Raw genomic sequence first — 13873 nt, 5'->3', positions numbered from 1 at the left:
ATCTCCGCTGATGAAAAAAGGGAGCAAAAAGCAGATTTCAGCGCCTTTGTTTCCTGCTTTGCGCATGTTAAAGGACGCTGATTCCCTGCCTTTCCTCCTATTATGCTTCTTCCACAAGTTAGGAAGGAGCTTATAGCCCGTTTATGAAGGATACAGGAGAGTGCCCGTGCGGCATTCTCTTATTTTTTGAAAGGATTGGAACAGATGATAATAGCGATTGGTTCGACAAATAAAGCGAAAGAACGTGCGGTCATTCAAGCGATGACTGCAGCTGGGGTAGAGGCGCAAATCCTCCCGGTTGGGGTTTCTTCCGGGGTAAGTGACCAGCCCTTTTCCGATGAAGAAACTCGGCGAGGGGCTGTTAACCGGGCAAGAACAGCTTTGCTTACAGTGGAAGCAGATGTGGGAATCGGTCTTGAAGGCGGTGTGATGGAAACAGCCGAAGGATTATTTCTTTGCAACTGGGGAGCGCTGGCCGCAAAAGATCAGCAGGTCATAACAGCGGGCGGTGCAAGAATCTTGCTTCCAAGCTTTATTGCAAGCCGGCTTCGAAAGGGAGAAGAGCTGGGGCCAGTCATGGATGAATATTGCCAGCGCGCGGGCATCCGCCAGAAAGAAGGGGCCGTCGGTGTGTTTTCCAATGGCCTTGTCACGAGGGATGAAATGTTCCTTCATGTCGCAAAGCTATTATGGGGACAATATAGCTTGAAAAAATAAAGAGTGCATGAATGGATATTCAGGTATATAATTGTCTTTACACAAGTAAACACACGTGTAAGGAGGATGGAGTATGAAAGCATACCTGAAGAAAAAAGGCGTATCACTTTCGCCTAAAGTCTATTTTGTCGATGCGCTCAGTTATATGGCGCTTGGATTATTTAGTTCACTGATTATCGGCTTAATTATTAAAACGATCGGGGAACAGCTGGATCTTCCTTTTTTAATGGAGATGGGGAAGATGGCAATGGGATTAATGGGGCCGGCTATTGGAACAGCGGTCGCTTTCGGGCTGAATGCTCCCCCGCTTGTATTGTTCGCAAGCGCGGCAGCGGGTGCCGCAGGTGCCGCGCTCGGAGGACCCGCCGGCAGTTATATAGCGGCAGTGCTGGCAGCGGAAGCCGGCAAAATCGTCAGCCAGTCGACGAAAGTGGATATTATTGCGGCGCCATTTGTAACGATTGCGACGGGTTACTCAGCTGCCGCCTTTTTAGGCCCGGGCATCCACCAGTTTATGAAGTTTTTCGGCGGGTGGATTGAATGGGCAACATTGCAGCGGCCGATTATCATGGGAATCTTAGTCGCTGTTTTGATGGGGCTCGCGCTGACTGCCCCCATTTCCAGTGCGGCCATCGCTTTAATGCTTGACTTAAACGGCCTGGCTGCTGGAGCGGCAACCATTGGATGCAGCGCACAAATGATGGGCTTTGCTGCCGCCAGCTTTCGCGAAAATAAATGGGGCGGGTTTATCGCCCAAGGGCTGGGCACTTCCATGCTGCAAGTGCCGAATATTGTGCAGCACCCCCTGATCTTGATTCCTCCGACAGTGGCTGGAGCGATATTGGCTCCGATCGGCACGACTCTGTGGCCGATGATGAATAATGCAGCCGGCGCTGGCATGGGTACTTCCGGTTTAGTCGGTCAAATCATGACGTTTTCTGTTATGGGATTTGAGGCTTCTGTCCTTTGGCAAGTCTTCCTGCTTCATTTTGCCGGCCCGCTTGTGATAAGCTTAGCCATATCGGAGTGGATGAGAAAGAATGGCTGGATTTTATCTGGCCAAATGACCATTTCAACAGGAGGAAAATCAAAGTGAAAAAATTAGTGTCCATGGATGAATTTCAGCAATTGAAGGAAGCCGGCAAGCATATCTTTTTATTCTCTGCTAATTGGTGTCCGGATTGCCGCGTGATTGAACCGATTCTTCCGGAAATTGAAGCGAAATATCGCGATTTTACCTTTGTGTATGTCGATCGCGACCAATTTATCGATCTGTGTGTAGAATTGGATATATTCGGCATCCCTAGCTTTGTCGCTTACGAAAATGGCCGGGAGCTGGGCCGTTTTGTCAGCAAGGATCGCAAGACACAGCAAGAAATTGAAGCGTTTATCGACAAGCTTTAACGGATAGGGTCTGGCTCAAACAACGGAAAGGCAGCTTGCCGAACCTTTGTTCAAGCCAGGCCTTTTTAAATAGAAAGGAGTGATCTGATGGATTCAAAAAAGCTAAGACGGATGTTGGAGGATCGCCTGAAGCAAGACAAGCGCATTTTTTCATTTGATCGTGAAAAGGATGAGCTGCGCATAGAAAATGCGGAAACAAAGAAAGGCATCACTCTATCCTTGCCCGGAATAGTGGCGAAATGGAATGAGCAAAAAGAGAAAGCGATAGACGAAGTCGTGTACTATGTGGAAGAAGCGCTGGCAGTCATGGGAAAAAGCCATACGCTTGCGAAAGCCGAAAAGAAAATTTTTCCCGTTATCCGCTCGGCGTCCTTCCCGAAAGAAGCGGCGGAAGGGGTGCCGTTTTTCAGCGATGATCACACAGCGGAAACAAGAATTTATTATGCTCTCGATTTAGGGCATACGTACCGATTAATCGACCAGCAATGGATCAAGAAAGAGAAGCGGAGTGAAGATGAAATTCGGGAGGTGGCCCGCTTTAATTTGCGCTCATTATCGACAGATCTGAAAAAAGATGAAGTGGCCGGCAATGTCTTTTACTTCCTTAATACAAACGATGGCTATGATGCCAGCCGGCTGTTAAATGACCAGTTTTTAAGGGAGATGAGCGAAAAGGTCGACGGTCAAATGACCGTGTCAGTGCCTCACGGCGACGTGCTGATCATCGGAGATGTCCGCAACGAGACAGGGTATGATATTTTGGCGCAAATGACGATGAGCTTTTTTACAAACGGACGGATTCCGATAACCGCCCTTTCCTTTCTGTATGAAGACGGCAAATTGGAACCGATCTTCATCATGGCGAAAAACCGGATAAAAAAATAAGCGAATTTCAAACAGTGAGGGTTTCTTTCATCCTCCGCTGCGGAAAAGAGGAACCAAGGCTGCCACCGCAAATTTCGGCAGTTTTGTCACCTGTCTCGCGCAGGCCCGAACGACTCGGGGAATTACTTTAAGCGGACGTCTCGCAGTATCTGACATGCGGGATAAAAAAACAGCCTTTAAAGCGGACGATGCTTTAAAGGCTGTTTTTTCCAAACGGGCGAGGCACAGCTATTTGCAGGGCGAAAGCCTTAATATCTCTATTTCCCTATCGAAAATTAAAAAATTACTGTTAAAATATAGAGTGATTCTTTAATGGAAAGAGTGATAGTTGTGAGTTTATTGAAAAAGTTCCTCGGATTGTTTCGAGAAGAAATAGAAATAGAAGTAGAAGAAGATGATGAGAATGAAGCGAAAGAAGAAAAAGCAGAAGAAATAGAGCCCAAAACAACAAAGAAAGATGAGTATTTGCTTCCCCCTTTTCCGAAGCCAAAAGAGACGGATTCTCAAGAGATCGTGACGAGGGTAGCTTATCAATATCCGTCAAGAGAGTTTCGCTTGCCGTCCTCCAGCTATGATCTGGATCGCCGAAGAAGGGGAAGGGCTCGCGGCGGACAATTCTATAGTGAGCAGCCGGCTGCAATCGAGCAGCATGAGAGCCAGCTGAAGCCGGAAGCATTTACCCGGGGAGCCAGTGAATTTAGGGGCTCATCCAGACCTTTTCAGCCGTCGGAAGTGGCTTCTCCCATCTATGGTTTCAATCAGAGACCGGCGAAGCAAGAGAAAAAGCCTGCTTATCGAACAATTGAGAATGAGATGGAGCGTCCTAAAGAGCCGGAAGCTTCAAATGTTTCCGCACCGTCAGAGAGAGAAGCCAAAAGAGGAGAGCCTTTGCTGCTTTTCAAGCCTGAAGAGACCAAGAAAGCTTTTGATGTCGAGGCGGCTGCGTCTTTCGCCGAACTGCTGAATGAAGAAGCCGCTGAAAAGCGGGAAAAGCCCGAGCAAGAAACTTCTGCTGAGAGACAAACAGGTGAAGCTGTGAGCATGTCCGCGCCTGCGGCCATGACCGAAGAGGAGCGGCCGGAAGAGAAGCAGTCTGCACGGGCAAACGAAGACAGGCCGCGGCGAAGAAGAACACCGTTTAATGTGATTATGTCCAAACAGGATCGAGAGCGATCTCACAAGAAAAAAGAATATAATCCCGACCCAGTGCCTGCAGAAGGGGAGAAGTCATCCACGCCGGCGGCAGCTGGAGCTCAGGCAGAAAAGGCAGCTTCAAAGCCGCAGGAGCTTACGCGGGAGGATGCCATTTCCGCTTCTGAAGCTGAAGGTCAACCCGCTCATTATGTATTTCCGCCTATCCGATATTTGCAGCCGCCTGTTTATCAGGAAGCGAGCCGTGAGTGGGTGGATCAGCAATGCCATGTGCTCAATGAAACGTTCAAAAATTTTAACGTAAAGGCTCAGGTGGTCAATGTAACGGTCGGTCCATCTGTTACTCGATTTGAAGTGGAGCCTGAACCGGGAGTGAAGGTCAGCAAGATCACCAATTTATCTGATGATTTAAAGCTCAGTCTGGCGGCCCGCAATATTCGAATTGAAGCGCCTATTCCGGGCACGCATTTAATCGGCATCGAGGTTCCCAATAAAGAAAGCCGTCCGGTGTTACTCAGCGAAATTGTTGCCAGCCCGATGTTCAAAGAGAATGCTTCGCCGCTGACTTCGGCGCTCGGCTTGAATATTTCAGGGGAACCCACCATTCTGGATCTCAAGAAAATGCCTCATGGATTAATTGCCGGAGCAACCGGATCCGGAAAGAGCGTTTGCATCAATTCGATTCTCGTGAGCTTGTTGTATAAAGCGGCACCCCATGAAGTGAAATTATTGCTGATCGATCCGAAAATGGTGGAGCTGGCTCCATATAACGGCATTCCCCATTTAGTAAGCCCGGTCATTACCGATGTCAAGGCGGCAACGGCGGCTTTAAAATGGGCTGTGGAAGAAATGGAAAGAAGGTACGAGCTATTTGTTCATGCCGGCGTTCGGGATATTACTAAATTTAATGAAAAGGCAAAGCAGCATGGCCAAAAAAGTGAGCATCTTCCTTATATCGTCATCATTATTGACGAACTGGCTGATCTGATGATGATGTCCCCTGCGGATGTGGAAGAGGCGATTTGCCGGATAGCTCAAAAAGCCCGGGCGTGCGGCATCCATTTAATTGTAGCTACACAGCGCCCTTCTGTTGACGTTATAACAGGATTGATCAAGGCGAATATCCCTACGAGAATTGCTTTTTCTGTATCTTCCCAAGTGGATTCGCGGACCATTATTGACAGCGGCGGAGCAGAGAAGCTGCTTGGACGCGGTGATATGCTGTTTCTGAATAATGGCTCCTCTGAAACGATTCGGCTTCAAGGAACCTTCGTCTCAGATGATGAGATTGATGCAGTGGTTGAGCATGTGCGCAAAGAACAAGAGCCAAGCTATCTCTTTAAGCAGGAGGAGCTGCTGCAGAAAGCGCAAATTCAAGAAACGGAGGATGAGCTGTTTCCGGAAGCCTGCGAATTTGTTGTACAGCAAGGGGGAGCCTCCGCTTCTCTCTTGCAAAGACATTTTAAAATTGGCTACAACCGGGCGGCCCGCTTGATTGAAATGATGGAAGCGCAGGGGCTTATCTCCGAACAGCGAGCCGGCAAACCCCGAGAAGTGCTTGTATCTGAAGAAGAACTGCAAACAATAAAACATACTAGTACAATATGAGGATACATGGTATTCTGTAGATGTATACAGCAGATAATCCGTCTTCCATGCAAGTGCTGGAAGCGCCTGATATCGATACAAAGAGAGAACAAGTGAACGCGAGGGAGCTTTGGGGGATATGAAGGAAATTGAGTGGAAGTTGCAAGGAAAGATCGACCGGCTGACCAACAAGACCTTTAAATTTGATGAACGGGTGAAGGATGGCTGGTTTTCCGCGGTTTATTTTTTGAAAACGCGCCAACTGGCGAATAAGTATCATAAAGAGAATATTGTGACCATGCAATTTTTTCAAAAAGAGGAAGCTGTGCTGTGCGGAACGGATGAAGTCATCGCGCTGATTCACGAGTTTAGCGACCATCCGGAGACGCTGGAGATTTATTCATTGAGAGACGGAGATAAAATCCATCCCTTTGAAACCGTCTTAACGATAACCGGACCTTATCAGGAATTTGGTTATTTAGAAGGGATGATTGACGGAATATTAGCACGCAGAACGTCGGTAGCGACGAATGTATATAATGTCAAAAAAGCCGCGGAACTTTCCGGAAAGACCAAGCCGGTTATCTTTATGGGGGACCGGGATGACCACTATACCCAGCAGGCTGGCGACGGCTACGCGGCTTATATCGGGGGCTCCACTGCTCAAGCGACTCACGCGATGAATGAATGGTGGGGAAAAGAAGGCATGGGAACGATGCCGCATGCCTTAATTCAGCTGTTTAATGGCGATGTGGTGGCCGCAACGAAGGCTTATGCAGAAACGTTTCCTGACGATGAGCTTATTGCGCTGGTTGATTATAATAACGATGTGATTACCGATTCATTGAAAGTAGCGCGGGAATTTGGCGACCAGCTGAAGGGTGTGCGCGTGGACACGTCCAGAACATTAATTGACCAGTATTTCCTGAGAAATCAACATAAACTTGGAACGTTTGATCCGCGCGGGGTCAATGCTGAGCTGATTTTTGCTTTGCGCGAGGCTTTGGATGCGGAAGGCTTCCGCCACGTCAAAATTGTCGTGTCCGGAGGATTTAATGAGAGCCGCATTACGGAATTTGAAAAACAGGGCGTGCCTGTGGATATGTATGGTGTAGGGAGCAATTTATTGAAAATCCACATCGGCTTTACAGGTGATTTGGTCATGTTAAATGGCAGGCCCCAAGCGAAAGCAGGGCGCCGCTATCGTCCGAATCCCCGACTCGAGAAAGTGGAGTTTTCCGCAAATTGGCCTACTTCAAGATTCACATAGTCAGCTTTAGAAAAACATGATATAATGTTTCAATGTGAAATGCTAACTGTCCGTCGTCTATATATAGCAAAATGGTTTAACATACATATACTGTTTACGGATAGACGAATGTTGGAGGTTCTACTATGACAACCTATCATTTTGTAGGGATTAAAGGCTCAGGAATGAGCGCCCTTGCACAGGTACTTCATGATAAAGGGATGAAGGTGCAAGGTTCTGATGTTGATAAATATTTCTTTACTCAAAAAGCACTGGAAGAGGAAGGAATTCCTCTTCTTCCGTTTGGAGCTGAAAATATTCAGCCGGGCATGACGGTCATTGCCGGCAATGCTTTTTCTGATGAACATGAGGAAATTGTAAGAGCGAAAGAACTAAATTTATCTGTTGTCCGCTACCATGAATTTCTTGGGGAATTAATGGAGAAATATACGAGCGTGGCGGTTACAGGTGCGCACGGGAAAACGTCGACGACAGGATTGCTTGCTCATGTCATCAGCGGTGCCAAGCCCACCTCTTTTCTGATTGGGGATGGCACTGGTAAAGGAGAAAAAGACGCGCAATATTTTGTGTTTGAAGCATGTGAATATCGCCGTCATTTCTTATCCTATCATCCAGATTATGCCATTATGACGAACATTGACTTTGACCATCCGGATTACTTTGCGGATATTGAAGATGTATGCTCTGCTTTTCAAGCGATGGCCATGCAAGTAAAGAAAGCGATCTTCGCTTGCGGGGATGATGAACACTTACAAAGCATTCAAGCAAAAGTGCCGGTCGTATTTTACGGATTTGCGGAAGAAAATGACTTTCAGGCAAGAAATGTTGAACATGATGCAACGGGAACAACCTTCGATGTATTCGTGCGCAATACATTCTATGCTACTTTCAAAATTCCGACGTTCGGCAATCACAATATTTTAAATGCACTGGCTGTTATCGCTCTTTGCCAGTATGAAGAAATCAGCACGGAGATAGTGAAGGAGCGGTTATTGACATTTGGCGGCGTAAAGCGCCGGTTTTCTGAAAAGCATATCGGCAAGCAGACGCTGATCGATGATTATGCCCATCATCCGACAGAAATTAAAGCAACGATCAATGCCGCGCGTCAAAAATATCCGGACCGGGAAATTGTCGCGATTTTCCAGCCGCATACATTTTCCAGAACACAGACGTTTTTAACGGATTTTGCCGAAAGCTTAAGTGAAGCAGATGCTGTGTATTTATGCGATATTTTTGGCTCAGCGCGCGAAAACCACGGCAAGCTGACCATTGAGGATTTGCAGGGGAAGATTCCCGGGGCGAAACTGATGAAAGAGGAGGACACTTCTCTGCTGAAAAAGCATTCAGACAGCGTACTGATCTTTATGGGAGCAGGAGATATTCAAAAATTTCAAGCTGCCTACGAACAATTGATTATACAGAAATAACAAAGAAATTTGTTGATCATGCTCTTTTTAGCTGTCAGATAAGCGGTCTGGCAGCCTTTTTTATGCGGATCTAAAATGAAGCAGGATTTTTGCCCGTTAAAGCGAAATGATTAAATAGTGTTTAATCAGTTTCAAGTTGGGTAACTTTATGTATATACCATCGCAGGAGGGGTCATGGAATGGAGATTATTTTATATTTAAGTGCTGCTATAGCGGCCGTTGCTTTTTTAATTCTTGTATTAAACGTATCGAAAACATTGAAATCCGTTGATAAAACGTTGGATAGCCTGTCGAGAACGGTGGACCGGCTCGAAGGGCAAATGCAGGGCATCACAACGGAAACAACCGAATTATTACATAAAACAAACGTGTTAGCGGAGGATATTCAGCATAAAACTGAGCAATTAAACACGGTCGTTTATGCAGTGAAAGACGTTGGCTCTTCGGTTCAGAACCTGAATCAATCCCTTAAAAAAGTGACGACAACTGTCGCTTCACAAATGGAAAAAAATCAATACAAAATTTCACAGGCTGTTCAATGGGGCAGCGTAGTCAAACAAATTGTTGAAAAATTTAAAGAGGGCAAAGACTTGCGGCCAAAGCTGAAAACAAGCGAGACCCTTTCCGCTGAAGCGGCGGAAAGGCAGCGAAACTACTAAATAAAAGGAGATGGAATTAATGAAGAAGACAAACCCAAACTATGAAAGCTTTGAATTAAACACTAATTATGATGACGCAAATATGAATACAAAGGATTTTTTCATCGGCGCGCTGATCGGCGGTATGGTCGGTGCAGCAGCAGCTTTGCTGTTGGCGCCTAAATCAGGAAAAGAGCTTCGCGATGATCTGAATTTGCAAGCAGGCTCTTTAAAAGAGCGGGCCAGCGACTGGGCGGATATGGCTAAAGAGAAGAGCGGAGGGCTCGCTACAGCAGCGAGAAGCAAAACATCCTCTCTCGCCAAAGCCGTGCAAGAGCAATCGGACGCTGCTTTGAATAAAGCAAAGACGATCGCTCCGTCCTCCAGCAGCCAGTCAAACAGCAGCGAAGCGGAAGGACTGGGCGATGCGGCGAAAGAAGCGATGAAAGAAACCGCGGCTACCGTGTCGGATAAGCTGGAAGAGACAAAGAAGATCTTTGACGAAACGGAAAAAAACATCGGCCAATCAAAGGAATCCTCTAAACCCGCTTCATCCGCCGCTGCGAATCCGGCAGATGTGAAGGTGAATGAGAAAAAGACAAACGGAGGCCAGTCAAGCCGAGCAAATACAAACAAGTCCAATCATCAGCAAAACAGCAGAAGCAGCAGAAATCAAAGCAAGCATAATCAGAAGTAATTCCAAAGGAGAACTGTCCCCTATCGTTCCGATTGTTCGGATCATGGAGGGACAGTTTTTTGATTGTGAGAAGCGCTTATTGATAGAGAGCATTCAAATATGAAAATAGCCATTCTCTTCGCAGACTTTTCTGTTTTGAATCCAGCAGATGAGGAAGTATAATAATGAGTGGTTTCAATGTTAATAAAGGAAGGTGAATACGGTGGAAAAAATAGAATTAATTGCAGACTTTGAAAGACTGCTTGAAGAAAATGATCGGTTTTTCTTAATGAAACACAGCAGCACTTGTCCGGTGAGCGCCAATGCGTTTCATGAAGTTCAATCTTTTTTAACGGAGGAAAAGGAAAAAGGCTATTATTTAACGGTGCAGGATTCAAGAGAGCTTTCGAATTATATAGCGGATAAATTTGCGGTGATTCATCAGTCGCCACAGGTGTTCCTCATTATTGACGGCCAAGCTGCTTGGAATGAATCCCATTGGAAGATTACGAAAGAAACGCTCAAACGTCTTTAAGTGAAAAAGAGCTGCCATCAAAAGATTCGTGTATCAATCTTTTGATGGCAGCCCTTTTGGTCATGAACGGCTTTGTAAGCCTTGGCGGTTATTGAATCGGTTTTTTGATTTCCCACTGGATATTTAACTCGTCGCCGGGTTGAATGGTGTCGTAAAACGCAGTATCCTCCCCGTTTTTGAGAAGACGAAAGGAGGTGCCTGCCCCATCTGGTATCGTAACCTCAACATGGCGAAATAGGTCTTGGAAAATAAAGTCCTGCTGCGGTGCTGTCTCGATGATGATCTCTTCTCCAGATGAGACGAGATCATCCGGCTCAAGCTCTATTCCGTTTCGGTAGCATCTCGCTATCCGCTTTGTGAGTGTAACTTCTTTTCCGCTGAATAATACGCGAATGGATCGTTCGAGAGCATATTGCTTGATGCTCGCGATCATCGCTACAGACCGCTTCGGAGCCGGAATCCATTCAATGGTCCAGTCCTTTTGTACAGGCTTAGACAGCTTTTCCTCTTTCCCGTTGATGAGAATCTTTCCGGAAAGCGAAGGGAAATACGTTTTTTTATGGTTCAACACAATGTAGAAAGGAAGCGCATCCTGAAGCCATTGCTGTTTATGATGCAACTCCAGGCATTCTGCGATAGTCGGAAACCGGGCTTCAATGACATCGCCATCAGCAAGCGCCGTATCAGGAGAAGCCGCTTCTTCATTTACGCGAATTGTCATCGGAACCTCGACGAGCTCTTTTTGAAGATGGAGGGAGATCCTCGTTTCTTCTTCCAGTAAGTCGCTCAGCATCACGGCCGGTGACTGGCCATCCTCTCCTTTGACTGCAGCAAGCTTATCGCCGTCCTGAACAAGCTCATCAAATCCGCAGGGCTGCCCATTCTTTGTCAGTGCGGGCGGGTGGCCGTATTCACCCGGAATCGTCAGCAATTGATCATTAAATGTAACCATCATGGCAAGACCAGGCTTTCCATATAATTGCGTCAGCTTCAATCCGGCCGCTAACAAGCAGTCTCCGGCAGTTAAAGGATGCAGCTCGAATAGCCGTACAGGCTGATCATTCACATACACAGTTTTATATTGGATCGGCTGCTGCTTGGCCGCGATGGCAATTCCAATTGGTGTGACGAGAGTCGGCGCGTGGGTGAGATGGTCGGCCATCGCTAAGCCTTTGATTGCATCGGTTCCGCGAATCGCGACACGATTTTCAGGAAGCTGCAGCTTTTCAGCGAGAAGGCTGACAAGACCGGGAGTCAGGCTGCCTCCGCCGACAAGCATGACTGCTTGCGGAGCCTTGTTATTATTTAATTGATAAATTTCTTGCTGAATAGCTTCGGCCAGCCGCTGCACAGCCCCTTCCATTTTGGCGGTCACATCTTTTTTTGACAAAGTGGTTTCAAAGCCTAAAACATCTGTCATCGTGACTTCATCGGCTGTCTGCAGCTCTCGTTTCAATTGTTCAGCAACCGGGAAATCCAACAGGAATTGGTCGCTCAGCGCTTCGGTCATTTCATCTCCGGCAACAGGGACCATGCCGTAGGAAATGACCGTGCCCTCACGGGTGATAGCAATATCGGAAGTGCCTGCTCCGATATCAACAAGGGCGATATTCAAGCGGCGCATGGAAGGAGGGACGAGCACATGAATAGCGGCAATTGGCTCCAGCGTCAGCGCCTCGATTTCCAGCCCGGTTCTATTTAGAGCGGCGATCAGAGATTCTACTACTACGCGGGGCAAGAAGGTAGCAATAATTTCCACCGAAGCGACTTGTCCTTGCTGGTCAATTAAGCTCTTAATCTCTTCATCATCCAAGCGATAGTAGAGTACCGAATAGCCTACGCAGTAATAATGGCGGTTTTGATCGAGCTGCTGCTTCTCAGCTGCTAAGGATTGTGCCTTTTGAACAGCTGTCAACTCAAGATGCCGGACATCTTCCTTCGTGAGCATCGGCTTGCCTGCAACTTGGAGATCAGCCCGAGCCGTTTCCGTTCTTAACGCCCGGCCGGCCGCAGCGACACAAACCTTTGTTAAGGGACCGTGCTTTGCCTCAAGCTCCTGTTTAATGTCTCTGATGATATTGGCGACAGAGGGGACATCCTGAATTTGCCCATCGAGCATGGAGCGTTCTTTATGTTCTTTTAGAATCATATCCGCGACATGAAATTCGTCTTCCTGCTTCTCTATAATCATACCGACCACTGAACGAGTGCCGATATCAAGGGAAAAAATACGGTTGTCTGTACTCAAAATGATTCACCTGCTTTTCGTTATTTTTACTATTTCACTTTAATACTTAAAAGCGTTTAATTATTGAAGCAACTTTTTCGTGACTTTTCATATTCTATGTTTTATAATAGTCCCTAACATATAAACTATATAACAAAAAGTCACTTGCTTCACTTTGTTCTTTCAGTAACTGGCTATAAAAAGCGCTGAAGGGCTTTCCAGGTGATAAACTGTTGAAAAATTAAGAATTAATCAGGCGAAAGGAAGGAACCAAATGAGCAATCAAGATCTAGATCAATTAAGACAGCGTGTCGATGAGATGAATGTAGAGCTTTTAAGATTAATTAGCGAGCGGGCGAAGCTGGTGCAAGAAATCGGAAGAGTGAAAGAGAAGCAAGGCGTGAATCGGTATGATCCTGTCCGCGAACGGGCGATGCTGAATAACATCCTCCAAAGCAACGAAGGACCGTTTGAAGCGTCAACTGTGGAGCATTTATTTAAAGAAATTTTCAAAGCGGGGCTTGAGTTGCAGCAAGATGATCACCGCAAAGCGCTTCTCGTCTCACGGAAAAAGAAACCGGAGGATACGGTAATCAACATTCGCGGAGAGAAAGTGGGAGACGGCGCGCCTTCCTTTGTATTTGGCCCGTGTGCGGTGGAATCCTATGAGCAAGTTGCTCAAGTGGCACAGGCTATTAAAGATAAAGGGTTGAAATTAATTCGGGGCGGAGCATTTAAGCCGCGTACGTCACCTTACGATTTCCAAGGGCTCGGATTAGAAGGGCTGAAGATTTTAAAGAGAGTGGCAGACGAATTTGATTTAGGCGTAGTCAGTGAGATCGTGAATCCGGCGGATATTGAACTCGCATGTGATTACATTGATGTCATTCAAATCGGTGCACGCAACATGCAGAACTTTGAGCTGCTGAAGGCTGCCGGAGATGTGAAGAAGCCCGTCTTGCTCAAGCGCGGCTTAGCGGCAACGATCCAAGAGTTCATCAATGCAGCAGAATATATTATCTCCCGAGGAAACGATCAGATTATCCTTTGTGAGCGGGGCATTCGCACCTATGAGCGGGCAACGCGCAATACTTTAGATATTACAGCTGTACCGATTTTAAAACAAGAAACGCATTTACCGGTGCTTGTGGATGTTACTCATTCAACAGGAAGACGAGATTTATTGCTTCCAGCAGCGAAAGCGGCATTGGCGATTGGCGCTGACGGCGTGATGGCGGAAGTGCATCCGGACCCTGCTGTGGCTCTTTCCGATTCCGCTCAGCAAATGAATTTGCAACAATTTGATGAATTTTATAGTGAAGTAATAAAATCAATTCCTGTAAAAGCATAAC

Annotated in this window: 12 protein-coding genes; 11 read left to right on the top strand and 1 reads right to left on the bottom strand. The window is 46.7% G+C overall.

Annotation, left to right across the window (positions count from 1 at the left end; translation table 11 throughout):
• The first annotated feature begins 204 nt into the window (after positions 1–204).
• The 10 genes from CEF20_RS11150 (at position 205) to ytxJ (ending at position 10294) form a co-directional block, all read left to right on the top strand.
• Positions 205–717: a DUF84 family protein gene (locus CEF20_RS11150; protein WP_100332089.1), complete on the top strand. Its 513-nt coding sequence runs from the start codon at positions 205–207 to the stop codon at positions 715–717.
• A gap of 73 nt (positions 718–790) precedes the next feature.
• Positions 791–1813, top strand: a complete 1023-nt coding sequence (locus CEF20_RS11145) for a PTS sugar transporter subunit IIC (protein WP_100331881.1) — start codon at positions 791–793, stop codon at positions 1811–1813.
• Entirely contained in the window at positions 1810–2121 is a 312-nt protein-coding gene (locus tag CEF20_RS11140; protein WP_100331880.1) for a thioredoxin family protein, read from the top strand. Before CEF20_RS11145 ends, CEF20_RS11140 begins: the two co-directional genes overlap by 4 nt.
• 87 nt (positions 2122–2208) lie before the next feature.
• A complete protein-coding gene (locus tag CEF20_RS11135; protein ID WP_100331879.1) occupies positions 2209–3006 on the top strand; it encodes a DUF1444 domain-containing protein in 798 nt (265 codons plus the stop codon).
• 330 nt (positions 3007–3336) lie between these two features.
• Positions 3337–5766, top strand: a complete 2430-nt coding sequence (locus tag CEF20_RS11130) for a DNA translocase FtsK (protein ID WP_232713441.1) — start codon at positions 3337–3339, stop codon at positions 5764–5766.
• 118 nt (positions 5767–5884) lie between these two features.
• Entirely contained in the window at positions 5885–7015 is a 1131-nt protein-coding gene (locus tag CEF20_RS11125; protein WP_100331877.1) for a nicotinate phosphoribosyltransferase, read from the top strand.
• Between the two features lie 125 nt (positions 7016–7140).
• Positions 7141–8445, top strand: coding sequence for a UDP-N-acetylmuramate--L-alanine ligase (gene murC / locus CEF20_RS11120; protein WP_100331876.1), 1305 nt, complete (start codon positions 7141–7143; stop codon positions 8443–8445).
• 179 nt (positions 8446–8624) lie between these two features.
• Positions 8625–9104 (top strand): DUF948 domain-containing protein, encoded by a 480-nt coding sequence (locus CEF20_RS11115; RefSeq protein ID WP_100331875.1) that lies wholly within the window; start codon positions 8625–8627, stop codon positions 9102–9104.
• A 19-nt stretch (positions 9105–9123) separates the two neighbouring features.
• The gene (locus CEF20_RS11110) at positions 9124–9780 is read left to right on the top strand and encodes a YtxH domain-containing protein (RefSeq protein ID WP_100331874.1); all 657 of its coding nucleotides are present in this window, start codon (positions 9124–9126) and stop codon (positions 9778–9780) included.
• Between the two features lie 202 nt (positions 9781–9982).
• Positions 9983–10294, top strand: a complete 312-nt coding sequence (gene ytxJ, locus CEF20_RS11105; protein ID WP_100331873.1) for a bacillithiol system redox-active protein YtxJ — start codon at positions 9983–9985, stop codon at positions 10292–10294.
• 88 nt (positions 10295–10382) lie between these two features.
• On the opposite strand, the gene CEF20_RS11100 is transcribed toward ytxJ, so the two are convergent.
• On the bottom strand, positions 10383–12542 hold the full coding sequence (locus tag CEF20_RS11100) for a cell division protein FtsA (RefSeq protein WP_332849196.1): 2160 nt from the start codon (positions 12540–12542) through the stop codon (positions 10383–10385).
• Between the two features lie 253 nt (positions 12543–12795).
• On the opposite strand from CEF20_RS11100, the gene CEF20_RS11095 reads away from it, so the two are divergent.
• Entirely contained in the window at positions 12796–13872 is a 1077-nt protein-coding gene (locus tag CEF20_RS11095) for a bifunctional 3-deoxy-7-phosphoheptulonate synthase/chorismate mutase (protein WP_100331872.1), read from the top strand.
• Position 13873: the final 1 nt, after the last annotated feature.

This window comes from Bacillus xiapuensis (assembly GCF_002797355.1).
Taxonomy (GTDB): Bacteria; Bacillota; Bacilli; order Bacillales; family Domibacillaceae; genus Bacillus_CE; species Bacillus_CE xiapuensis.
This window is presented reverse-complemented; position numbering and strand designations above follow the sequence as displayed.